21 protein-coding genes are annotated in these 24,586 nt (G+C 46.3%); 12 read left to right on the top strand and 9 right to left on the bottom strand.

What is annotated here, in order from left to right:
• The first annotated feature begins 103 nt into the window (after positions 1-103).
• The 8 genes from IHV80_RS24435 to IHV80_RS24400 all read left to right on the top strand — a co-directional run bounded on the left by IHV80_RS24435 (position 104) and on the right by IHV80_RS24400 (position 9,550).
• A complete protein-coding gene (locus IHV80_RS24435) occupies positions 104-1,729 on the top strand; it encodes an ABC transporter substrate-binding protein (protein ID WP_192891354.1) in 1,626 nt (541 codons plus the stop codon).
• 194 nt (positions 1,730-1,923) lie between these two features.
• Positions 1,924-2,808, top strand: a complete 885-nt coding sequence (locus IHV80_RS24430) for a LysR substrate-binding domain-containing protein (RefSeq protein WP_192891353.1) — start codon at positions 1,924-1,926, stop codon at positions 2,806-2,808.
• A gap of 102 nt (positions 2,809-2,910) precedes the next feature.
• On the top strand, positions 2,911-3,795 hold the full coding sequence (locus IHV80_RS24425) for a carbohydrate ABC transporter permease (RefSeq protein ID WP_192891352.1): 885 nt from the start codon (positions 2,911-2,913) through the stop codon (positions 3,793-3,795).
• 23 nt (positions 3,796-3,818) lie between these two features.
• Positions 3,819-4,766, top strand: a complete 948-nt coding sequence (locus IHV80_RS24420) for a carbohydrate ABC transporter permease (protein ID WP_192891351.1) — start codon at positions 3,819-3,821, stop codon at positions 4,764-4,766.
• Between the two features lie 6 nt (positions 4,767-4,772).
• Positions 4,773-6,053, top strand: a complete 1,281-nt coding sequence (locus IHV80_RS24415; protein ID WP_192891350.1) for an extracellular solute-binding protein — start codon at positions 4,773-4,775, stop codon at positions 6,051-6,053.
• A 104-nt stretch (positions 6,054-6,157) separates the two neighbouring features.
• Positions 6,158-7,633 carry a CehA/McbA family metallohydrolase gene (locus tag IHV80_RS24410; protein ID WP_192891349.1) on the top strand — a complete coding sequence of 492 codons (1,476 nt, stop codon included), beginning with the start codon at positions 6,158-6,160 and terminating at the stop codon, positions 7,631-7,633.
• Positions 7,623-8,357 (top strand): HAD family hydrolase, encoded by a 735-nt coding sequence (locus IHV80_RS24405; protein WP_192892218.1) that lies wholly within the window; start codon positions 7,623-7,625, stop codon positions 8,355-8,357. Before IHV80_RS24410 ends, IHV80_RS24405 begins: the two co-directional genes overlap by 11 nt.
• Before the next feature lie 56 nt (positions 8,358-8,413).
• Positions 8,414-9,550 (top strand): ABC transporter ATP-binding protein, encoded by a 1,137-nt coding sequence (locus IHV80_RS24400; RefSeq protein WP_192891348.1) that lies wholly within the window; start codon positions 8,414-8,416, stop codon positions 9,548-9,550.
• 165 nt (positions 9,551-9,715) lie between these two features.
• On the opposite strand, the gene IHV80_RS24395 is transcribed toward IHV80_RS24400, so the two are convergent.
• The 4 genes from IHV80_RS24395 to IHV80_RS24380 all read right to left on the bottom strand — a co-directional run bounded on the left by IHV80_RS24395 (position 9,716) and on the right by IHV80_RS24380 (position 15,094).
• A complete protein-coding gene (locus IHV80_RS24395) occupies positions 9,716-11,146 on the bottom strand; it encodes a fructose-specific PTS transporter subunit EIIC (RefSeq protein WP_192891347.1) in 1,431 nt (476 codons plus the stop codon).
• Positions 11,147-11,159: 13 nt separating this feature from the next.
• Complete coding sequence (locus IHV80_RS24390; protein WP_192891346.1) at positions 11,160-11,600, bottom strand: PTS sugar transporter subunit IIA; 441 nt, start codon at positions 11,598-11,600, stop codon at positions 11,160-11,162.
• Between the two features lie 281 nt (positions 11,601-11,881).
• The gene (gene manA, locus IHV80_RS24385; protein ID WP_192891345.1) at positions 11,882-13,099 is read right to left on the bottom strand and encodes a mannose-6-phosphate isomerase, class I; all 1,218 of its coding nucleotides are present in this window, start codon (positions 13,097-13,099) and stop codon (positions 11,882-11,884) included.
• Between the two features lie 90 nt (positions 13,100-13,189).
• Complete coding sequence (locus IHV80_RS24380; protein WP_192891344.1) at positions 13,190-15,094, bottom strand: PTS fructose transporter subunit IIABC; 1,905 nt, start codon at positions 15,092-15,094, stop codon at positions 13,190-13,192.
• 377 nt (positions 15,095-15,471) lie between these two features.
• Between IHV80_RS24380 and IHV80_RS24375 the strand changes: the two genes are divergently transcribed.
• Positions 15,472-16,311 carry a helix-turn-helix transcriptional regulator gene (locus IHV80_RS24375; RefSeq protein ID WP_192891343.1) on the top strand — a complete coding sequence of 280 codons (840 nt, stop codon included), beginning with the start codon at positions 15,472-15,474 and terminating at the stop codon, positions 16,309-16,311.
• A 19-nt stretch (positions 16,312-16,330) separates the two neighbouring features.
• Here the strand turns inward: IHV80_RS24375 and IHV80_RS24370 are convergent, their stop codons facing one another.
• Together IHV80_RS24370 and IHV80_RS24365 are read right to left on the bottom strand one after the other, a co-directional pair.
• Positions 16,331-17,104 carry a PTS sugar transporter subunit IIA gene (locus tag IHV80_RS24370; protein WP_192891342.1) on the bottom strand — a complete coding sequence of 258 codons (774 nt, stop codon included), beginning with the start codon at positions 17,102-17,104 and terminating at the stop codon, positions 16,331-16,333.
• A 7-nt stretch (positions 17,105-17,111) separates the two neighbouring features.
• A complete protein-coding gene (locus IHV80_RS24365) occupies positions 17,112-17,414 on the bottom strand; it encodes a PTS fructose transporter subunit IIB (protein ID WP_192891341.1) in 303 nt (100 codons plus the stop codon).
• Positions 17,415-17,745: 331 nt separating this feature from the next.
• On the opposite strand from IHV80_RS24365, the gene IHV80_RS24360 reads away from it, so the two are divergent.
• Entirely contained in the window at positions 17,746-19,611 is a 1,866-nt protein-coding gene (locus IHV80_RS24360) for a fructose-specific PTS transporter subunit EIIC (protein WP_192891340.1), read from the top strand.
• Between the two features lie 107 nt (positions 19,612-19,718).
• Here the strand turns inward: IHV80_RS24360 and IHV80_RS24355 are convergent, their stop codons facing one another.
• The gene (locus IHV80_RS24355) at positions 19,719-20,303 is read right to left on the bottom strand and encodes a TetR/AcrR family transcriptional regulator (protein ID WP_192891339.1); all 585 of its coding nucleotides are present in this window, start codon (positions 20,301-20,303) and stop codon (positions 19,719-19,721) included.
• A 167-nt stretch (positions 20,304-20,470) separates the two neighbouring features.
• Positions 20,471-21,016: a TetR/AcrR family transcriptional regulator gene (locus tag IHV80_RS24350; RefSeq protein ID WP_192891338.1), complete on the bottom strand. Its 546-nt coding sequence runs from the start codon at positions 21,014-21,016 to the stop codon at positions 20,471-20,473.
• A 202-nt stretch (positions 21,017-21,218) separates the two neighbouring features.
• Here IHV80_RS24350 and IHV80_RS24345 point away from each other — a divergent pair, with 202 nt between their 5' ends.
• Complete coding sequence (locus tag IHV80_RS24345; RefSeq protein ID WP_192891337.1) at positions 21,219-21,818, top strand: hypothetical protein; 600 nt, start codon at positions 21,219-21,221, stop codon at positions 21,816-21,818.
• A gap of 72 nt (positions 21,819-21,890) precedes the next feature.
• Here the strand turns inward: IHV80_RS24345 and IHV80_RS24340 are convergent, their stop codons facing one another.
• A complete protein-coding gene (locus tag IHV80_RS24340; RefSeq protein ID WP_192891336.1) occupies positions 21,891-22,064 on the bottom strand; it encodes a hypothetical protein in 174 nt (57 codons plus the stop codon).
• 393 nt (positions 22,065-22,457) lie between these two features.
• On the opposite strand from IHV80_RS24340, the gene IHV80_RS24335 reads away from it, so the two are divergent.
• Complete coding sequence (locus tag IHV80_RS24335) at positions 22,458-24,437, top strand: methyl-accepting chemotaxis protein (protein ID WP_192891335.1); 1,980 nt, start codon at positions 22,458-22,460, stop codon at positions 24,435-24,437.
• Positions 24,438-24,586 lie beyond the last annotated feature (149 nt).

The following is a 24,586-nucleotide window of genomic DNA, read 5'->3' as shown; positions in this document are numbered from 1 at the left end:
TTACACCAACTTACTTAAATAAACTAAAGCGTTAAAACTCGTCAACAGTCGCATTGTTAATTTTATTACTTGCTTCAAAGATAGGCTAGGAGAGCAAAAAAACATGGATTTTAAGAAACATTCAACGGCTTTAATCATTTCATCTTTATTGACCCCTTTTATATCAGTGACTGCCGTTGCTGACACATTGCCTGCCGGAACTTCTCTGGCGAAAGAGCAACACTTGGTGCGCGCTAATGATGCAGAAGCGGCGACACTCGATCCGGCTAAGGCAGAAGGCTTGCCTGAAATGCACATTCTACGCGACCTATTTGAAGGTTTAGTGATTCAAGATCGCGATGGCAACATCACTCCAGGTGTTGCGGAATCTTGGGAAACTGAAGACAACCAGAGGTTTGTATTCCACCTGCGTAAAGATGCTAAATGGTCGAATGGCGATCCGGTGACGGCCGATGATTTCGTGTACGCGATAAGACGTGCGGTCGACCCGAAACTCGCTTCGCCGAATGTTTGGTACCTCAAGCTCACCCAAATCAACAACATTGCTGACGTGGCAGAAGGCAAGAAGCCTGTTGAAGAGTTAGGCATTTCCGCTGTCGACAAGCACACCGTAAAGTTCGAACTCGATAGCAAAGTGCCTTATTTTGTGGCGATGACAGGCCACACCTCAATGATGCCAGTTCACAAGGCAACGCTAGAAAGTAACGACAAGCCGTGGAGCGATCCTAAGCAATTTGTCGGTAATGGTGCGTTTGTGCTGGATGAGTGGGTGGTTAACGAGCGCATTGAACTGAAGAAGAACTCTAACTATTGGAACAGTTCAGATACCAATCTAACCGAAGTGACTTACATTCCGTTCGAGAACCAGAATGCGTCGATCAACCGTTATGCGGTGGGCGAGGTCGATATCACATCTGATGTGCCGACACACATGGCGCAGCAACTTAAAACTAAATATCAAGATGCGTTTACCGCTGTGCCTTTACTGTGTACTTATTACTACGCGTTTAATACCACGCGTCCGCCATTTGATGACGCGCGAGTGCGTAAAGCGGTGTCTTATTCAATGATGCGTGATGTGATTACCAATGGTGTTACTCAGGTGGGTAACCTACCTGCTTATACTTTTGCCCATGAGTACACGGCAGGCTTTGATGCGACTCAGCCTGAATACAGTGAATGGACTCAAAAGGAACGCGACCAAAAGGCGAAAGAGTTGTTGAAAGAAGCGGGTTACGATTCGGCTAATCCATTGGATTTCAAATTGCTCTACAACACCAGTGAGTCGAACAAGTCGATTGCAGTGGCTATTGCGTCGATGCTGAAAGGTAATCTAGGCGCTCAAGTTGAGTTAGAAAATCAAGAGTGGAAATCTTACCTAGTATCACGTCGCCAAGGTGATTTTGATGTGATGCGAGCGTCTTGGTGTGGTGACTACAATGAAGCATCGACTTTCTTGAGCCTGCTACGCTCTGAGTCTTCGGGTAACTTTGCGCGTTACAACAATGACAAGTACGACTCAGCCATGGACAGTGCGTTAGCCGCAACTAATGAGCAAGATCGCCAAGGCTTCTATGACCAAGCGGAGCAGTTACTGGCTGAAGATATGCCTATCGCGCCAATCTATTACTACATGCAGGCTCGACTAGTGAGACCAAGTGTTGGTGGCTTTGCGAAGAACAACGTAGAAGGGCGCATCTATTCTAAGGATCTTTATATCAAAGAATAGATAAGCCTGATGCGAGCTCTGATATGACGGAGCTAAGGTATTACGTATAAAAATAGAAATAAGAAATAGAAGAAAAGGGACGTTGATCATAAATATTTGATCAATGTCCCTTCGTCATTAATCTGTAACTGGAACCGCAAAAAACTGAAACCTGATTGAAGTATTTTTCACTTTTATTTCAATCAGGTGAAGCCATGTTACCCCCTCTGCGCGCCCTTGTTGCGTTCGAAGCTGTTGCTCGTCTCGGTTCCATTGGCGCCGCTGCGCGAGAGCTTTGCGTCACTCAAGCTGCGGTTAGTCAGCAGCTCAAAAGTTTAGAAACCTTCCTCGATACCACCCTGTTTGAACGCAGTTCTAAAGGCGTGAAGCTGACCTCTTCGGCTCAACATTATCAACCGATTGTGGCGGGCTCGCTCGCTCACCTGAAATTGCAGACTCAGATCTTGTTCGGAGAAAAAGAAACCGACGTGTTGAGCCTGCGCGTTAATCACACCTTTTGCCATAACTGGCTGTTACCTCGTCTGCCATCTTTCTATCAAAAATACCCTTTTATCAGGCTCTATATTCAGCTGGTGGACTGGCCATCAACCACACCTTGTCAGAATGTTGATATCGAACTGACCAACGGCAAGGTCGAAAGCGAAGACACCCATTGCGAGAGACTGTTTCAAGAACACTGGCAACTGGTGTGCAGCCCTCAATTCAAAACCGACCATCAAGAACTACTCAGCAAGCCCGACTTCGCTGCTTTGCCAACGGTTCAGGTGAAAGGCTACCGAGAGAACTGGTTGCAATGGCTCAGTCATAACCAATTCGAGATGACATTGCCCAAAGTGTTGCTCGAAGTGAGTAACTCTCTGCATGCCTTAGAAGCGGTCAAGCATGGCATTGGAATGTTGTTAGTGCGCTCCCTCGCTGTGTCTGAATTGCTAAAGAAAAACGACCTTGTATTAGCAAGTGATTCGTCAATGCCTGCCGAATCGGCCCACTACCTGATTACCAAACACAGTCGCAGTGCCAAGGTGAATTTCTTCTGCGATTGGCTCTATCACCAGATGGAAGACGGTGAACTGGAGTAAAGATTTTCTTATGGGTAGCCATAAAAAAAATGAAGGGCGCTCTTACTAACCTGTCATAAAAAACACTTAGTTTAACCGCATACAAATAAGGACGAGGTCACCATGAGTGCTTTCTCACAACCAATGAAAAACCGCTTAAAGGTACTGTTATTTACCGCACCGTTGTTGGTGCCACTGTTTACTTTTTGGCTCGTACCATTTGGTTATTCGATTTATATCAGCTTCACCGATTGGGATTACATCTCACCAGATTACTCGTTCATCGGTTTAGAAAATTACCAGTACATGGTTGAAGACTATGAGTTCATTCAAGCGGTACTCAACACGTTTTGGTTCTCGGTTGGTGTGGTGATTCCCACCATCATTCTTGGTCTTGTGTTTGCGCTGTTGCTACACAAAAACTTTAAGGGCAGCCAGTTTTATCGTGCGGTGATCTTCTCACCTTGGATTACACCAACCGTCGCTGTGTCGATTGTGTGGTCTTGGGTTTTTGAAACTAAATCGGGCTTGGCAAACCACTTACTAGAGTCGGCAGGGTTTAGCGCGATTCCATGGCTAGAGAACGGTAACACAGCCTTGATTGCCGTGATTATTGTGACGGTGTGGCAGGCGATTGGTTGGACGATGCTGTTCTACATCAGTGCACTCAACAAGATTCCAGAGTCACTGTATGAGGCCTCTTTGATTGATGGTTGCAGTAGCTTAACGCGCTTTTTGAAGATAACGCTGCCACTGATTTCTCCAACCACATTCTTCTTGGTGGTGGTTAACATTATCACAGCAATGCAGGCGTTCGATCAGTTCCAGATTCTAACGCAAGGCGGGCCGGGTGGTGAGACACGTACCTTGCTGTACCTGTTCTACCAACAAGCATTTGAGCGTTACGAAATGGGGCCTGCAGCTGCGACATCGTTAGTGATATTCCTGATTACTGGATTGCTGGCACTTATTAATACCTACATCGGCAAGCGCTGGGTGTACTACTAGTCGATTTTTGAAAGGACAGAATTATGACCACGCAAGTATTGGATGCCAACCAAGTCTTAAATCAGAGTGTAGCTAAAGCCAAAGTTAGAGCCCAAACGAAAGCGACCAAATCAGAGATTGTGTCAAAGAAAGCCTCAGTGGATCGCCGTTCGTTTATCGCATTGGCTAAGCACCTGTTCTTGGCAACCTGCGGAACCATTATGGTGTTCCCGTTCTTATGGATGCTGTCAGGCTCGCTGAAAACCAATGATGAGATCTTTGCTAACCCGCTGGACTTGATTCCAGAGCAGTTTCGCTGGGAAACCTTCGTAGAAACCTTTCACAGCGCGCCGTTTGGTTTGTACATCTTCAACAGCTTTAGCGTGGCTTTGTTCACGACCTTATTGGTGATTGTGAATTCAGCGATGTTTGCATACGCGCTGACTCAGCTGAAGTTTCGCTCGAAGACAGTGCTCTATTTCATCGTGATGGGTTGTTACATGCTGCCGGGCGCAGTGACTTACATTCCGTCTTACATCACCTTGGCAAAACTGGGTTTGTTGGATTCACACATGGGCTTGGTGGCGTCGAACGCGGCGTCGGTGTTCGGTGTGTTCTATCTACGCCAAGTGTTTATCAAGGTGCATCCGTCGCTGATTGAAGCGGCACGAATTGATGGTGCAGGTGAGCTCAAGATCTTATGGGCAATCATCTTACCGCAATGCCGAGCAGCAGTCGCAACACTGTTCCTCATCACTTTTATTACCAATTACAACAGCTACATGTGGCCAAGTCTGGTGATTACGACTCAGGATTTAAATCTGATCGCTACTGGTATTCGTCACTACTTTATTGCCGAAGGTAACTATGGGTTGAACTGGTCGCAAATCATGGCGGCGAGCACCATTGCAGTATTGCCTTTGTTAATTCTATTCGTCATTTGTCAAAAGACGATTCTTTCAGGTATCGCCGATAACGGCGTAAAAGAGTAAACGGAAATGAAATTAAAAACTCTCGCACTAGTGTGTGCCGGCGCAGCAAGCGCGTCTATGTTCTCTAGCAGTGTTCTGGCCGCAACCGAAGTTAACTTTTGGTATTCCGGTGGTACTAAGCCACAGCAAATGATGACTAAACTCATCGAAGAGTTCAACGCGAGCCAAGATGAGTATGTGGTGAAGCCTGCATTGCAAGGTAACTACACGGAAACCTACCAGAAGCTGCAAGCCGGTTTAGCGTCGAAAACGGCACCTGAACTTGTGCTGTTAGATTCAGGTCGTGCGGAAGCGATGCACGGACGTGGTTTGAGCCGTGACCTAATGCCGTTCATGGATGAAGAGTTCAACTTCTCTGATTTCATTGGCGCGTTCAAAGATCAAGTGACAGCAGACGATGGCACCATCATTGGTCTGCCTGCTTACGGTACAACCCAAGTGTTTTACTACAACAAGCAGGTGTTAGCGGAGAACGGCTTTACCGAGCAAGACCTAAACACATGGCAAGGCGTGGCTAAGGTCGCAGAGAAAGTCACACAGCGTGACGAGAAAGGCAAGGTAACGTTTTATGGCTGGGAGCCGATGTGGGGTCAAGATAACATGATTGACGCGGCTTTCTCTAATGGCGCGCAGATCATCAGTGATGATGGCAAAACCGTACTTATCGATTCACCTGAGTGGGTTGAGGTGTGGGACAGCTTCCGTAAGTGGATCCACGATGATCAAATTATGCGTATTCACTACGGCGGTCAAGGTTGGGAATACTGGTACAAAACCATTGATGACGTAATGAAAGATAACGCGCTTGGTTACACCGGTTCATCGGGCGACCAAGGTGACTTGGACTTCACTAAGCTTTCAGCAACCACACAGCCAGGCTGGGGTTCAAACCCTTCTGCGCCACAAGCGGGTGCGCTGGTTTACGTGATGCCAAAAGGCACAGACGAAGCAGCAGCAAAAGGCGCGTTCGAGTTTGTTGAGTTCTACACCAACGCGAAAAACACGGCGGCATGGTCAATGTTTACGGGTTACATCCCAGTGCGTAATAGCGTTTCTGAAGTACCAGAATACCAAGCGTTCACTAAAGATAATCCGCAAGCTCTGATTCCGTTGAAGCAAGCGAACACGGCAACCAAAGACTTCTTAGATCCTACCAACGGTAAGATCATGGATGCTCTAAAAGTGGCAGCGGATCAGATTCAGATTCAAAACGTGCCTGCTGACAAAGCGCTAAAACAAGCGGCTAAGAAAGCGCAACGTGCACTAGACCGAGCGAATCGTTCTTAATCGGTAAAGTGGTTAAAACTATCTTTGCATGCATAAAGGCCCATCTATTCGGGTGGGCCTCTTTTTGACCCAGTCCTTCAATTAGGACGAATTTGGTGAAGACAATGACCCAATTTCAAGGTGAGCTGCCGTTTGGCAGAGTACGTATCCCCTTTGATGTGCCAACAGGCTCTCACAGCGTAGCGATTACCGGCACGACGGTGAAAAAAGGATTCTTATACGCAGCAGCCTACGATGCCAACCAAGCATTTCGTGGCAAGGTGTTGTTTGAAAAGGCGCACAAGTCACTCACTATCCAGCCGAAAAACTCAGGGCTAGGCGCGATTGATGGAGCGATTCCATCGGGCGAGTGGTTTTTAGAACTTTATAACCTCGAAGGTGAGTTTCGCACTGAGCGCGCGATGCAGTATCAAGTCGATGTGCTGTGCTCTGATGAGCAAAATACTGACGGAATTGAGACCGAGCTTGAGCTGAACTCAACAGTAACAACGGATCACGATATCGAGTTCGATTACAGCCACATGCTGAGTTCTGAATCTCGTTGGTATCGTGGTGATTTGCACGCCCATACACAGCTTTCTGATGGTCACAATACCTTAGCCGCGGCTAGAGACATTGTGGAATCACAAGGGCTCGATTTCTTCTTCTTCACAGAGCACAACATCTGCCAGCCTAAACTGCCAGTATCAAAGCAGTGCTTGTTCTTACCCGCTTTAGAAGTCACAACCGACCTTGGGCACTTTAATGTGCATGGCCCGGTTAAGTCTTTAGACCTGAGAGACGTTAAACACAGCAGCCAAGCGACCATGGAAGCCGGATTGAGCTTAGCTAAAAGTGGACACAGCTCCCTTGGCATTAATCACCCGATGATGAAGCCGTGGCATTGGCATTATGATCAAGTGGATCTAAGCCAAGTGTCTACGTTTGAAGTGTGTTGTGACCCGACTTGGTCAACCTCGCCAAAAGCGACCGAAGAAGCGTTATTGGTTCTCAATGAAATGTGGAATTGCGGCCAGCGCATTACCGCGATTGGTGGCAGTGATTCACACCTTGAGCCCCATGAACGTAATCCAAAATCGGATGAACCCTCTATCTATGGTGACCCATCAACCTTCGTATACAGCCATGGTTTGACTGGCGAAGGCATCTTGTCTGGTCTGCGTAATGGACAAGTTTACCTAGAGCGCCGTTGCGGCTTGAAGTTTGATATTAACTTAGGTGATTTGCTACCGGGCAACGACTCTAAAGGCCAAGCACTAACCTACCGAATTGCAGTCTCTGACTCAGAAAACCCTTACTACGCTGAGTGCGTGGTTGATGGTGAAATTATTGAGCGAATCGCTTTGAGTGATGAGCTGCAAAGTATCCATATTGATGAGGGCTACCGTTGGTGCCGAGTGGATATCCGTCGCGGAGAGCTTGCTTCAGCATTAATGAATAGTACTCAATCTGTATCTGACGAACGTGAGTTTGAAGGCTGCATCAATGCCGTATTCGACGGCAAACAACCAGAATTTAACCAACCCCCAGTGCGTACTTGGGGAGAACTAATGGAGCGAATGAGCCGTGATGAAGTTTAAGGCGATGTTATTTGATAAAGACGGCACATTGTTAGAGTTCCATAAGATGTGGCTTAACGTTTCTCGTGGTGCTTGTGAGCGTGTGAAATCTTACAGTGACCAGCATCAAGGTAATCAAACTGTCACACCTGCTGAGTTACTCTTGGCCATCGGCGTTGAAGGTGATGTGGTTGATAACTATGGATTATTAGCCTCAAACCCAGTGGAAGATACCGCGATAGCGTGGTTCGACATGCTGCAACCTAATGTTTCGCTCACTGAGTTTACTAAGGTGACCAAAGCCGCTTTCAATGACGAAGTGGAAGAGAATCCAAGCTGGATTGAAGCCCTACCGGGTGTGACCGAAAAGCTCGGTCTGTTCAAGCAACAAGGCATGATTTTAGGCATCGCGACGGCAGACACTAAAGATTCAACCATCTACACATTAGAGCAATCGGGTTTGAGCGAGATGTTCGATTATGTTGGTTACTCCGATGGTGATATTGAACCTAAACCAGCGCCAGCACTGCTTAACGCATTCTGTGAGCAATGCGGTATTGAGCCACACGAAGTGATCATGTTTGGTGACACGGTTTCAGATATGGAATTTGGCCGCAATGCAGGCGCAAGCAATGTCGGTGTTCTGACGGGTACGGCGCAACATAGCGAGTTAGAGCCTGTGGCAGATCTGGTCATCGCATCAGTAGCCCATTTTGAGCTCAATCAACTGCAAGAACGTGGCTAAAACGTCCACGACAGATTGCAAAGATAGTATTTAACGAATTGATTTAAGGACAGGTTATGGCTGAAGTCACACTGAGAGGGGTAGAGAAAACCTACCCAAATGGTTTTAAGGCCGTGCACGGTGTCGATCTGAATATTCGCGAAGGTGAGTTCATGGTATTTGTAGGGCCGTCTGGCTGCGCAAAATCCACCACACTTCGAATGATCGCAGGCCTTGAAGATATCTCAGAAGGCGATGTCTACATTGGCGATAAGCGTGTAAACGAGCTGCCACCCAAAGATCGAGGCATCTCAATGGTGTTTCAGAACTACGCGCTTTATCCGCACATGTCGGTGTATGAAAATATGGCTTTTGGCCTTAAGCAACAGAAGCTGCCAAAGCATGAAATCAATGAACGTATTGAAGACGCAGCCAAGACTCTGGATATCGAACACTTGTTGAATAACAAGCCGGGTGAAATGTCGGGCGGTCAAAGGCAGCGTGTGGCGCTGGGCCGTGCGATGGTTCGTAAGCCGGATGTATTTCTGTTTGATGAGCCTTTGTCTAACTTAGATGCCAAGCTGCGTGTTTCAACGCGAGTCAGCATTGCACAGCTGCATAATAACCTAAAGCAAGAAGGACAGAACGCCACCATGATCTACGTGACACACGATCAGGTGGAAGCCATGACTCTTGGTGACCGCATCTGCGTGCTGAATCAAGGTGAGATCATGCAAGTCGATACGCCGATGAATCTTTATCAGTACCCAGCCAATAAGTTTGTTGCAGGCTTTATTGGTTCGCCAGCCATGAACCTTATCAAGGTCAGAGTGGACGAGATTGACGGCGCAATGAATGTGGTATCAGAAAGTGGCGCACGTTGGACGTTGCCGCAAGACAAGCAAGCTATCGTACGTGAGAAGGTAGGTGAGTGGTTGTGGTTTGGTGTTCGCCCTGAGCATATTCAATTGGCTAATCACGATGCTCCATTGTCTGAGGTGAATACTCAAACGCACAGGCTTGATGTGGTCGAGTCGATGGGTAACGAGCTGTATCTTTACTTTAAACTCGGTGCAGATAAGCTGGTGGCACGAGTGCCTTTCGATGCAGATCGCACGGCAAACAGTGGTGAAGAGACAGTACTCCATTTTAATACGCTACAGTGTCACTTGTTTGATTTGGAAACCGAAGAGACGCTTGTTCCTCAGGGCTGATCAAACTGACGCTACAGAGTTAAAATTTGTGACCAAATCCTTTAGATAAACAAATCCCCATTCGCTGACAAAACGAATGGGGATTTTAGTTACTAGGGGGTAGTTACTTTATCAATAGTGAGCATTCACTAATTTATTGATTCTTTATTTAGATAGCTTTTAGCTTTAGATCGCCACCATAGTCGCAGCTTTCTTCATTGCTTCCTTAGTTGAACACTCAATCACGTTCGCGTTAGCAAAGCGGTGAGCGTCTTTCACTTGAATATCGTGAGCTAAGATAACCAGTCTTGCGTTCGCAACATCTAGGTCGCTGATGCGGTTCTGAATACCGTTTTGACCTTGTGTTTCTACCTTAATCTTAAGGCCTGCTGCTAAGCCTGCTTTTTCTAGTGCTTTGGCTGCCATGAAGGTGTGTGCAACACCAGAAGGGCAACATGTTACTGCTACGATGTCGTACTCGCCTTCGCCTGCTACAGGCGCTGTCTGAGCTTGTACTGGCGCTTCAGTCATGTCTTCGTCCGTTTCTACCGCGACAGGTTTCCAGAAGCCAACGATAACGGCTGTAGTTAATGAGCCAAGTGCAATACCCACTACGTACATAGGAATGTTGCTTGATACTGGCGCAGTGATTAGGCCGCCCCATGGTGCGTGCAGTAGAACGTCTGTCATGAAGCCGAACACACAGCCAACGATACCACCGGCAACGATTGAAGGAAGTACGCGCATTGGGTCGTTCGCTGCGAACGGGATAGCGCCTTCAGAGATACCGATAGAACCCATGATTGCAGCCGCTTTACCTGCTTCTTGTTCTTGTTTAGAGAACTTGTTTTTGAATAGGAACGTTGCCAGTGCCATGCCTAGAGGTGGTGTACAAATCGCAATGCCTACGCCGCCCATTAACCATGGTTGTGTGTCTACTTGAGTTTGAGCAAATAGGGTTGCTACTTTGTTGATAGGGCCGCCCATATCAAACGCCGTCATACCACCAAGGATTGTGCCTAGAACCATCTTAGATGCGCCAGCCATTGACGCTAGGAACTCGTTCATTGAAGACATGAACAGCTTGATTGGTTCACCGATGCCCCACAGTACGATACCTGCAGAGATTAATGTGCCTAGAAGCGGGTAGATGAAGTACGCACCTAACGCTGTCATGTTGGTAGAAAGTGGGATCTTCTTGAGTTGAAGCACCACACCACCTGCAATAAAGCCAGCCACGATACAACCAAGGAAGCCGCCGCCCATGTCTGCCATGATGCCAGAAGAGATCATCGCAGGTGCTAGTGCTGGTTTATCTGCAATTGAGTAACCAATAAAGCCGCCAAGAATGATTGGGAAAAGAACAAGGCCTTTGATACCGATATTAGAGATGTCTGCCAGCAAGCCGTCTGCTGGAACTGCACCTTTACCTGATGCCATTACCGCTAAAGCCAACAGAACACCACCAGCTACGATGAAAGGCAGCATGTGTGATGTACCGAAAAGCAGGTGACCTTTCATGGTACTAAGGATTTTTTTATAGTCGCTACTACTATTCTTATTTGTTTTATTAGAATTGCTACTGGTATTCGTAGCTTGGTTTGCTAGGGTGCTCATAATTTTCTACGCCTTATGAATTAATTAAAATATTAAGGATTTGATGTTCATCTTTTGCGTTATGGATATTTTGGATAAAGTCATCACTGAATTTTCCAAATAGTTCTTGTAGTACATAAATATGATGGTCAGCACCGTTATCTGGTGACGCAATCATAAAAAACACGGTTGGATTAATGCCGTCTTCATCGCCATACTCGATACCTTCACGCTTAACTCCGACAGCGATTGCTGGCTCTGTTACTGACTTACTTTTCGAGTGTGGGTAAGCGATGCCGTCCATCGAGGTAATGCTTTGAGATTCACGAATTTCGATGTCTGCCAAGAAGGCTTCTTTATTGCTGATTCGGTTGTTCTCAAATAACATGCCTGCCAATTCTTCAAACAGTTCTTTTTTATTATTCGCTTGAAGGTTGTTATTAATTAAGTTGACGTTAGTTAGCTGTGTGATCATTTATTAACTCATTCACTATTGAAGTTCTTGAATTAAAATTAATGGATTAACCCGATTCGCGAAATAGCAAATAAAAGCCCTTCACTGTACATTTGTACCAAGCAAAATTAAGTGTGATTTGCATCATTCATCCAGTGTGAAGTGGGTCATATTTGATGGCGTATTTCGGTGTTGAAATAACTTTCTGTAGGAAGAAAAGAGCTCTAGGAACAAAAAAGCAGTAGGAACAAAAATGCCCCGCAAAGCAGGGCATGAAGAGTGTGTTGTGAGTTGTTAGAAAGCTAGCTGTAAGCGCGCGCTACGCGTCCAACGCAATCCAGTTTGTAGCTCTCTGCGTAAGCTGGAATGAACACCGATTGGCCTTTCTCTATTACGCAAGTTTCACCACATTGATGGGTTAGCACCATGGATTCATCAAGTGGTAGTAGGATCTCGGCACCTTCGGTGGTGATTTTTCTCTGATGAGAATTCTGCACGATAGAGAACTTAAAATCCTCGACTGGAATTTGGTATTCCATCACATCACCTTGCTCTATCGGGCTTAGCAGTAATCTATCCGCGGGCTTTTCATTAAATCGAGTACAAGAAACCAGTTCATTCACGTCCATGTATTTAGGCGTCAGCCCTGCACGTAACACATTGTCTGAGTTCGCCATGATTTCTAAGCCTGTGCCTTTGATGTAAGCGTGAGGCGTTTCGGCATCCAGATACATGGCTTGCCCTGGCTTTAGGGTTATCACATTCAATAGCAGCGGAGCGAACAAGCCGACATCACCTGGGTATTGAGCTTCCAGTTCTGAAATCAATTGGAATACATGTTTATCTGAAAGCTTAGCCTTCATGATCAACATGGTAAGTGCCATTCCTTTTTGCTCGCCTTCTAAAGACAATAAGCTCGCAAAAAAGCATGCTAAGCCATTGGGGGTTTGGTCGCCCGCGAGATCGTTAACCATCGAGTGCAGCTCTGGAATATCGAGGTAATGGAAGTGCTCAAGGATCTCGCTGATTGATCTAAAACCATTCATCGCCGTGTAGTCGGTTAGGGCATACACCAGTTCTGGTTTGTGGTTGGCATCCTTGTAGTTACGATTGCCAGCTGTCATCGGAATGCCTTGCTGCTCTTCTAGAGCATAGCCAGATTCAGCTTGTTGTTTGTTTGGGTGTACTTGTACAGACAGCGCTTTTTCAGCCGCTAACACCTTAAAAAGGTATGGTAACTCGCCAAAACGACTCGCGACTTTCTCACTTAGAAATAGGTTTAGATTCTTAGAAATCAAGTTCGACAACGTGGTTTGCTGACCATTGTCGGTCACCATTGAGCAACCATTCGGGTGAGCCCCCATCCAGATCTCCGCTTGCGGCTCGCCAGACTGGTTATCAATACCAAACAGTTGCTTGAATGAAGACGGGCTACCCCATGCGTAGTTTTGAATGACGTTAGTCATAGGGTAGAAAAAGCGTTGTGCGAACGAGTCGTTCGCTAAAGAAAAATCAGACATCGAAATCACCATGAAAGGAAGCATGGCTTGAGCTCTATTCGTTCCTAAAAAGGAGAGTAGAGGGGCTCAAGCCATTGGAGTTGAAATGGCTTAAGCCGCTGCTGTTGTTAGCTTGGCTTTACGTAGATTTTTAAGCGCGATACAAGTAACCGCAGTCACGCCCGCCCCTGATGCCATGCACAGAAGTGCCAGCATTGGGTAGTTCATTGCGCCAAGCAGAGCGACTACTGGACCACCGTGAGCAACGCTGTTGGTGATGCCGAATGAGAACGCCATAACCGCTGCAGTCATTGAACCAAGTACGTTGGCAGGGATAACCGACATTGGGTCTTGAGCCGCGAAAGGAATCGCACCTTCAGAGATACCCACCAAGCCCATCGCACCTGCTGCTTTACCCGCTTCGATTTCAGAAGATTCGAACAGGTCGAACTTACGGCCAAGTCTGGTTGCGATAGCCATGCCTAGTGGAGCGACAGGAATAGCACACGCCATTGCACCCATGAACTGAGTTTGACCGCTGGCAATCATGCCGACCGAGAATAGGAACGCCACCTTGTTGAATGGACCGCCCATATCAAAGCCGGCCATACCACCAAGGACAATACCAAGCAGAACCACGTTGCCTGTGCTCATGCTGGTTAGCAGCGCAGTAAGAGCATCCATCAGCCCAGCGATTGGCGCGCCGATAACAAAGATGAACAGACCCGCGATGAATAGAGAGCCAGTGATCGGAGCGATCATGATAGGCACAAGCGGTTGAACGAATTTGTGGTAGTTAAACGAGGTAATCCACTTAACGAAGTAACCAACCAATAGGCCGGCGATGATTGCGCCAATGAAGCCTGTACCTGCATCAGCACCGTAGAAAGAACCGTTGTTGGCAATCCAACCGCCAATCAAACCTGGAGTTAAGGCAGGGCGGTCTGCAATCGCGTAAGCAATGTAGCCAGCCAAGATTGGGATCATCAGGGTGAACGCAACCACACCGACTTCTAGAATTTGGTTCCACATGCTACCAGCAGGAATTGCCATACCGGATTCACTTGGTTCGCCGCCAATCGCCAATGCTAAGGCAATCAAAAGGCCGCCAGTCACCACGAATGGAATCATGTGTGAGACGCCATTCATCAAGTAACGATAAAGGTCAGAACGCGCTTGTGATGCTTTCTCTACAACAGATTGATTGGTCGGCGTTTGTTCGGCTTGGTAGCTAGGTGCGTTGAGTGCTTGTTTAATCAAGCCTTGCGCGTCTTTGATTGGCGCTTTTACGTTGGTTTTGATAACGCGCTTTCCAGCAAAGCGAGCCATGTCGACTTGTTTGTCACAAGCAACAACGATAGCGTCCGCACGTTCGATTTCTTCTTGAGTTGGGCTGTTTTTGACCCCGATAGAACCGTTGGTCTCTACCTTGATGTCGTAGCCAAGAGCCGCAGCGCCTTTCTCTAGTGCTTCGGCTGCTAAATAAGTGTGTGCAACGCCAGCAGGACAGCCAGTCACGCCAATGATGAAGCCTTGCTTCTCAACGTTTGTTTCGGTTGCTGATGGTTCAGGTTTGGTAAGCAGCAGTTCTAACGCCGCTTGTTCAGAGTCAGCATTCATGAAGTTTTCGATAAAACCTTCTTCAATCAGTTTTGAAGAAAGCTCTGCCAGTACTTCGATGTGATGGTTGTCGCCGCCATCGGGAGAGGCAATCATAAAGAACAGTTTTGATGGCTGGCCGTCATCGGCACCGTACTCAATGCCCTGCTTGTGGACGCCGATAACAACCGCGGGTTTGATAACCGCGCTGCTTTTTGCGTGTGGTAGAGCAATGCCTTCTTCAAACCCGGTATTACCTTGCTCTTCTCGCGCTTTAATGTCGGCAAGGAACTGTGCTTTGTCTGAAATTCGACCTTGTGCATAAAGCACGTCTATCAGCTCTTTGAATACTTCTTCTTTTGAATCAGCGCTAAGCGAAAGTTTAATCAAATCTTGATTGATCAATGTTGTGATCATAATGAACCCCTACTCTTTTTTATTTTGTTAGGGGTATTCTGGAATCTACTGCTTACCTTCTGTAGTGAAGAAAAAATGCATTTACTGGATGATTGATGCGTTCTAAATGGAGTGTGATTTTGATCGGTTAGTGGTGCGTTTTTCGATCACTGTTGACAGCGATCTTGAGGAGCTTAGGCTTTTATTTATAAGGGCTGTAGCGTGTTGGGTTCTCAGGGGGATTACGTGCTATATCAGATTTGTGACTGGAGATTTATTTCCACGACTGGATTTTTGTAACCTAGATCTCAAATTGTGATTTTGCTCAATAGCGCTATGTTTCACTAAGGGGTATATCTATTCCCGTAGCCTTATTGCTGCCCACTAGAGTTCGTATAATGATATTTCATGACTTAATCTCGTCTGTGTTAAATGAGCGCGAACCGTTTCATAACATCTGGTTTGCTGGAGATTTTCATACACCTTCAGCGTGTAGTTATCAGGTGAACTTTCCGCGCTTAGAGCTGGTGCTAGACGGAGAGTATATTAATGAAATGGAAAGCCATGACCGCAAGATCACCAATGTTATAGCCAAAGCCGGAGACGCGATTTTCATCCCACCCAACTGTTGGAATAAACCCAATTGGGACACTGACTGTTCGGTGTTGAGTATGTTGTTTGGTCGTCGTCAGCTGGGTTTAAGTTTGGTGAGCAAACGCAAAGGTGAGGAGAGGTTTTACGATATTCAAAAGCACAGTATTCAGACTCGCTCTGGTTTTGCGATTGATAACATTCTAGAAGCGCTCAGCTCGTTAGCGAGAGAGAGTAATAAGCAGCCAATGGACGAGTTATTGCTGCAAGCTCTGCTGCAATACAGCAAGGCGATGTTGGAAGCGCCCGTCGAAAAATCTCACAGCCGAGTACAAGATGTGTATCAGGGGATTTGTATCTACATTCAAGAGAACTTCCACCGCCAAATCACCCGAGACAGCATCGCCTCGCGCTTTAGCATTTCATCGAACCACTTGTCGCGAATGTTCCGTCAACAAGGCCACATGACGCTAGCAGAATACATCACCCGTGTGCGAGTTGACCGCGCTAAGTTCATGCTCAAGAAGTACAACTTCAAGCTCAATGAAGTGTCGGTTCGTTGCGGTTTCAAAGACGTGAACTACTTCTGCCGAGTATTTAAAAACCGAACCGGAAAAACCCCAACCGAATACCGTGGATCTATCTAGTCCCAAGCTATTTGATGAATCAAATAAGGCGAGATGAGATGTACATCAACAGGGCTTGCAGATCGACACTGCTGCGGGTCTTCTGTAAACGCTCGTTGACCTGATCGTGAAGCAGATTTCTGGTTAGGTTGGTAGCTGCCACAATATGCTCTCGTTGCGGCTTGGTTGGTAGCACTAAAGCGATCGCAACGTGTACTTCGCCGATACGTGATGCCCAATCAATCGGGTCGTCGCTGACGATGACCGCAATCGAGAGATCTTGAGTCGATTCAAACATCACATGTGGCAGTGCGATCCCCGGTGACACGCAGGTAGAGGAGCGTTCTTCTCGTTTAATAAACGCCAGAATCAGTTCATCCGGGTCTTGTGGATACACCAGATGAGCGAGCCCTTTTAGGCATTCAAATTTAGTCAGTTGGGTTTGAGCTTTAGCATGATGCCAATTGATCTCACAAGGTGGACATATCTGCGGCATGCGCTGGATTAGATCTTTGGAGAACTCATGATTCACTTGCGAACCAACCATAGCGTAATGCTCGGCAATCACGTCTTTAAGAACGAAACACGCGAGCTCTGCATCAATACCCACAGCGGTAATCTGGCACAAATCCCCTCGGAGTAAACCCACTTGTAACATCGCGACAGATTTGGAGAGTTCGGCGGTTCGGTTTTGAGTGATGTTGATAATACGGATGGTACTTTTGAATTTCTTAGCCAAGCGGCTAAGTGGCTGCGCGACGTGTGAGTTCGCGGCAGGATCGTCAACGAAGAAGGTAAGCTGATATTCATTCATGAAAGGTTTAAGCTCGACAATGCTTAATAAAAACCTTGTCGACGCTTAACAGCACCTCTTCCATAGGAATGAATAAGGTTTTAGCTGGGTCGAAGCGGCTTGGTTGTTCAATGTCGATATCAGAGACGATCAACACTTTGTCTGCGAGGGTAATGTCCTGTGCAGAGAGTAAGTTTTCAATACCCATAGCGCCTTGTGTTTCAACTTTAATTGAAACGTTGAATTTAGGGGCAGTTTTATTTAATGCATCAGCTGCCATATAGGTGTGCGCAATGCCTGTAGGGCACGCAGTTACCGCTACAATTCTCATTATTATTCTCGGCTTAATGTCGTCCCTTATTACCTTTCATAAGCTACCTTGCAAAAGCTATCTTGCATGGGAAATCCAGTATGGAAAGCTCGCATAGGGGAGGGGCGATATTGTTATGGGTTCTGTGGATTTTATGGATTGGCGTTTTTTATTCCAAGGTGGACGTCACACTCTGAGTTCTTGGTTACAATAATCCAGTTAATGCACCTTTCGTCCTATATATTGAGTGCCCTCACACCGCTAATCTTTTCATCCTATTAACATCGAATTTTAACTTAGGTCGGAAGAACCTAATTACTTCAGTCTGAAATCAGGTGAGGCAGATCAACATATGGATATCACTGACATTATCGAGCCCGAGATTATCTGCTTGGAACTACAAGCCGACTCTAAACAGGCGGTATTTGAAGAGCTAGTCGAGTTACTCGATCGTGCCGGTAAGCTCTCGAATAAAAGTGAATTCCTTGATGACATTTGGAAGCGTGAAGCCATAGGTAACACGGGCTTTGACGATGGTATCGCTATTCCACACGCGAAAAGTACCGCCGTTGCTAAACCTGCCGTCGCGGTAGGTATCAGCCGAACGGGCATTGATTATGGTGCCGATGGCGGTGAACTGTCGGATGTGTTTTTTATGCTCGCTTCACCAGACAACAATGACGACCACCATATCGAGGTACTGGCTCAGATCTCGACCAAATTGATTGAAGATGACTTTGTTACAAAATTAAAGGCAGTCGAGTCGGTTGAGGAAGCTCAAGAGCTGTTTCTCGAAGCCAATTCTGAATCGTTCGATAGTTATGCCTCAAGCCATCATGAAGTTTACGTCGAGCCACTGAGCCCTTGGGCGCAGTCGCTGAATCGCCTTAAAGAGCACTTGTTATACGGCACCTCACACATGATTCCCTTTGTGGTCGCGGGTGGTGTTTTGTTGTCTTTGTCGGTGATGATTTCGGGCCATGGTGCTGTGCCTGAGAGCGGAGTTCTGGCGGACATCGCACAGATGGGCATCGCGGGCTTAACGCTGTTTACTGCCGTTCTAGGTGGCTACATCGCGTACTCAATGGCTGATAAACCCGGTTTAGCTCCAGGCATGATTGGTTCTTGGGTGGCGGTGAATCAATACAATACCGGCTTCCTCGGCGCGATTGTGGTCGGTTTCTTTGCCGGTTTTGTGGTTAATCTACTCAAGAAGATCAAACTGCCAGACAGTATGATCTCGTTGAGCTCTATCTTCATCTATCCACTCGTCGGCACTTTCGTCACTTGTGGCGCTGTGATGTGGGTGATTGGCTCGCCGATTGCACAAGTGATGCTTGAGATGAACCAGATGCTGACTGGCATGGCAGGTTCGGGGAAAATGGTGCTCGGCAGTATTTTAGGCGCGATGACGGCCTTTGATATGGGGGGCCCAATCAACAAGGTCGCAACGTTGTTTGCTCAAACGCAGGTAAATACCCAGCCTTGGTTGATGGGTGGCGTTGGCATTGCGATTTGTACGCCGCCACTGGGCATGGCTCTCGCGACTTTTATATCGCCGAAGAAGTTTAAAAGAGACGAACGCGAAGCGGGCAAAGCGGCGGGCATCATGGGAATGATCGGCATTAGCGAAGGGGCAATTCCATTTGCTGCCGCTGATCCTGCACGTGTTCTGCCTGCTGTCGTGGCTGGTGGCATTGTCGGTAATGTGGTTGGCTTTATGTTTCATGTGGTAAACCATGCGCCATGGGGAGGCTGGATTGTTCTGCCTGTGGTTGATGGCAAGATTGGCTACATCATTGGCACACTCGCTGGGGCTCTTACCACGGCTTTAATCGTAATATTGCTGAAAAAGAATGTGGTCGAAGGTGAGGCTCGCTCTAATCAGTTTGCGGGTGGTTCGGTGACGGAAGAAGGGCAAGCGGATGTACTCGCGATCACTTCTTGTCCGTCTGGTGTTGCTCACACTTTCCTAGCGGCTAAATCTTTGGAAAAAGCGGCGTATCATCTTGGGGTTCGGATCAAAGTCGAAACACAGGGTGCTAACGGAATAGGCAATCGCATTACACAAAAAGACATTGATAGGGCGAGGTTAGTGATTTTTGCTCATGATGTGGCGATTAAAGAAGTCGAGCGCTTTGCGAATGTGAAAACCTTAGATGTCAGCACCAAAGAGGCGATGCTTAATGCGCAGGCGCTGATCATGAGAAAGGTGTAACCCTTAAACCGCAAAGTTTATCGCTTCCAACTAAAAAGACTCCGCTCAGACCTGTTAAGGTGAAAGTGGAGTCTTTTTGTATTGTGCCCAATCTATAAGGTCAGGCGCTAAAAAGGGTGGTACTTAAATACGTCTTCAACCATTGAGTTGAGCAAATCGATGTCGTTACAGGTTTTCGCGTAGGTACGCAGGCCTGCGATTTGAACCTGAACATGACGAGCTAGTTGAGTCGGCTCGCGCTCTTTGCTGATCTCACCCAGTTCTTGTGCTTCTGCAATCAACTTGGCGAATTCGCCTTCCATGATCTTAAGTGATTTCTTCGCCTCTTCTAATAATTCTGCGTGCTCATCGGTCAGTTCAGCGACCGTTTTTGCCAGCATACACATGCCGTTTGGCGCACTCTGTTTTGATTCAACAACTGCACGTTTTACGAAGTTTTCTAGCGCTTTGATTGGAGAATCCGTTTCACTGCGGAAGCGGTTCAAATTAAGGATGCCAAGTTCGGTATAGCGAGCCAATGTCTCTTTAAACAACCCTTCTTTGCTGCCAAAAGTCGCGTAGATGCTACCCGGACGCATATCAATCACGTCTTGCAGGTTACGCATAGAAGTCGCGTGAAAGCCCTTTTCCCAATACAGGTTCGTTGCTTTATCTACTACGTCTTGTCTATCGAACTTCGCGGTCTTGGCCATAACATTTACTTCATTAATCTGAACATATGTTCAATATTTTATGCTGAACGCTCGTTCCAGTAAAGGGATGTTTGGCTCAGCTTGATTCCAATCGACCTTACTTGAGCGTCTTAAAGCAACTAGCCCTTGATGCTGTTTGGCTATGTTCTAATCTTTCGAGAGACTGGTTAGGTTAAGTATTTGCTTGCCACGGAACGCACATATTCAGGTTCAAGCTTTCCACCACACAGGGTTTGGTGGGTCAGCAGGCCGATGAGGACGCTATACAGCTCGACCGCACTCTCGGCATCGATGTATTGAGCCAGTAGCTGTTGATACTTATTGTTGGCGATCTCGATGCTGGCATCTTGTGCCACGGCGTCTTGGCCAATCACATCAATGTAATCAAAGACTAACTTCATCTCTTGGAAGTAGCGTGACTCTATCGCTTGAAAGATATGGACGAAGTTTTCAACCTTTTGCTCGGTTGTAGCATCAACAGCAAGGGGCAAGTCGGCGAGGTTACCGCTATCGTGTCGAACAATGGCTTCGGTCGCAGCCTTGAAAAGTTCGTCCTTACTTTTGTAGTAGTGATAAACCGCGCTTTTACTCATGTTGAGGTGTGAGCACAGTTGTCTCATTCCCAATTCTTTATAACCAAATTCCAAAAATACACCTGCGGCTTTCAGTGCGATCTCTTCGCGTCTTTTGTCATGATCGACGATCTTTGGCATGAGTCTTCCTCGGAACTAAATGTTTGAATGTTCGGTCGATTTAGGCAACCGCAGCAATAGCTTAATGCAGCTGATGAGTGTCATCTTAGTTTAAATTAGTCCAAGTGGTCAAAATAATTCTTTACAGTGGTTAAACTTCGATCTAATTTAAAAAGACCAAGTGTTCTAAATAAAAATTAAACGACGATTATTCGAGGTAACTATGAGAATTGATTGGAACCTACCCCCATTCAGAGCGGGCTTCTTAGGTGGACTAGATAAATTTATTGGTCCGGGTGCGACATCAGCAGAGAAGAACCTGCAACTGTACATTCCGTTCATAGCGGGTGCGCTTATTGCCGCGTATGCCAATCATGCAGAGTTGGGTTGGTCTTGGGGACAATACGTAGCAGCGGTTCTGTTAACTATCGATATGTTGGGTGGCGTGATCACCAACGCGACTTCAAGTGCCAAGCGCTGGTTCCACAGAGAAGGGGAAGGCTTTAAGCAACACATGACTTTTATCGCCATCCATTTCATCCAGCTCACGGTATTCAGTTGGCTGTTCTTGGATTTGAACCTGATGTGGGTTGTGGTGACTGGGGGGTACATGATGTTGGCATGTGCCTTGGTACTGAAAACCGCACTTTACCTTCAACGCCCTGTTGCTTTGATCTTGTATACACTGAGCTTAATTATATCGCTCTATGTGGTCGAATCACCTGTCGGCTTAGAGTGGTTTTTACCTGTGTTCTACCTGAAGTTATTGATCAGCCATATTTTACGAGAGGAGCCTTACCGTCCAGAAATTGAAGAGGCTTAATCTACCTGGAAGAGAGTAAAAATATGGGTTTACGCTAGTTCGTGTGGCTTGAATTTAAACTAGCGTTGGCTGTTAATTATCGACCACTTCCACGGTTTTATGCTGTGCGCCGTAGTAGGTGCCTTCATCGATGGTATACATCAAAGCTTCCTTACACTCAGGACAATCGAACTCTTCATTGGGTTCGATTGCTTCTTCTTCCACCCATTCCCATCCGATGTGTTCTTCGCAAGCGGGACAGTTCATAAAACCTCTGATTATGCTTCTACGTTAATTGAATTCTTAACTTTACGAGCCCGGCATTATACATAGTTGGTGCTGGATATATAGTGGCTACGGAGTACATTATTAGCGATTTCCTACCTCTTTAGTAGTGTGTAAAAACTGTCAATTTTCAGTCACTTGCGTCGGAAAAATGTTGTTGCACGTATTTTTTGTAAAGTTAAGTCGATTAGCTAACAATTTTATTGATAATCCAATGAATTTTGTAAGGTTAAATGTTAGTTTCTCCGCTTACCGGACTATGTGTACGGTAATTGAGAAACTGAATAATTATATAGTTACACATTGGGTGTGTGTTGTTAGAAGCGCGCCTAATTAGATGACTGATAAAGATTTGTTAGCTGCTAGGGATTGAAAATGAAATTAACTGATATGTCTTTTAAGCAAAAAATAGTCGCTTTGCTTATATTACCGATTTTGGGGTTTCTTTGGCTTAGTGTCTCCGCTATTTCAAAAGGCGTAGAAACCACCAGTGAAATGTCCTCATTAAACCAACTTACGCGCCTTTCTGTTGTGTACAGTGAGCTTGTCCATGAGCTACAAAAAGAGCGTGGAATGACAGCGGGTTTTATTGGTTCGCAGGGTACTAAGTTTGTGGGTGAGCTACGTTCACAAAGAATCAACGCGGATAGTAGACGTGATCAGCGAAATGAATACTGGCAGACGGCTGATATTACCTTGCCGCAAATCACTCGACTCAATACAGAGATCAGCAATAGCCTAAACCAGCTTTCTTCTATTCGAAGTCGAGTTGACTCTCAATCTATCCCTCTTTCTGAAGCGTTAGGTTATTACACTCAGTTGAATGCCAAATTGCTTAGCGTATCAGCATTGATTGCAGAGTTGAGTTCAGATGCCGCGATCACTACCGAAACCATTGCTTACTACAATTTCTTACAAGGTAAAGAGCGTGCTGGTATCGAACGTGCGGTTTTAAACAATACTTTTTCGAAAAATGAATTTGGCCCAGGGATGTTAGTGAAATTCATCTCGTTAGTGACTGAGCAAAATACTTATTTCTCTAACTTCGAAGTATTGAGTAATCAAGCGAACGTTCGTTTTTTCGAACAGCAGTTGAAAGACAACTCGGTTGCTGAAGTCGCAAAACTGCGCCAATTAGCTGAATCGAAAATGAGTGGTTTTGATGTGGACCCAGTTTATTGGTTCGCTCAAGCAACAGGTCGTATTGTTCAGCTAAAGAAAACAGAAAACCAGCTGGCAGATTCACTGATTGCATTGACTGAGAAAAAAGCGAATGAGGCTCAATCTGCGATGTTCGCGAGTATAGCGATGTTTGTTGCAATCACTTTATTTGCGGCGTTTGTGAGCTTTAAGGTCATTACCGATTTAACGACCAGAGTGAAGAACCTAACCTCAGTGCTTTCTGTCGTTCGTGATGACAATGACTTAACAGTAAGAGCAAAGTACCTTGGCAACAGTGAATTAGGGCTTATCTCATCATCACTCAATGAAACGCTCGAGAAGTTTTCTCAAGTCATCGATAACCTATCTCAATCGAGCCTTACATTGGCTTCAGCTGCGGAAGAGACAGCTCAGACATGTCAGTACAACTCTAACACCCTAGTAGAGCAGCAAGGCCAAATCGGTTTGATTGCGACAGCCACTGAAGAGCTTTCTGCGACTGTGAATGAGGTTGCGGCGAAAACGCAACAAACGGCGAGTTCAGCCAAACAGGTAGACGAGCAGTCTCAAGAGGGGTTGAGCATTGTTCAGCACTCTTACCAATCTATTGAAATATTGGCTTCTGAAATTAACGGCTTGGCTGAGAAAATCACGCACCTGCATGAGAGCAGCAACAACATTAACAGTGTGATTGATGTGATTAAGTCGGTAGCAGAACAAACCAACCTACTGGCATTGAATGCAGCGATTGAAGCAGCGCGAGCGGGTGAGCAAGGGCGTGGCTTTGCCGTTGTTGCTGATGAAGTTCGAACACTGGCACAACGTACTCAACAATCCACGTTAGAGATTGAAGGTTTTATCAGTTCATTGCAATCTGATGTACAAACCGCCTTCAATGTCATTGATAACAGCAAAAAGATGTCTTCGAAAGCAGTAGAAGATTCAAGAGAAGTTGAGCAGACCTTGCAAGGAATTTCAAACGCAGTGAGTGAGATCTTCAGCATGACAGAACAAATTGCGACAGCTACAGAAGAGCAAGCGGTCGTGACTCAAGACATTGCTCAGAACGTGATGGCTGTGGAGCAGAAATCGACAGAATCTACGACGGGTGCGACTCAAATTGCAGCAACAGCTAAAGAACAAGCGGAGTTGGCAGCGTCACTTAAACTGATTTCCAGTACTTTTAAGATCTAATCAACCTCAGACTTATGGTGGGATGTCCCGTGTTTAAGGCATTCCATCGCTGTTAGCTCGTTAGCTCGTTAGTTTGTGAGTGAGTTATATATCGACAATAAAAAGCCCGTTACCTAGCCTGTTAGTCATATTGAATAATAGGTTGGGGA

This window comes from Vibrio bathopelagicus (assembly GCF_014879975.1).
GTDB classification, from domain to species: Bacteria; Pseudomonadota; Gammaproteobacteria; order Enterobacterales; family Vibrionaceae; genus Vibrio; species Vibrio bathopelagicus.
The sequence above is the reverse complement of the archived record's forward strand: the minus strand, read 5'-3'. Positions and strand labels throughout refer to the sequence as shown.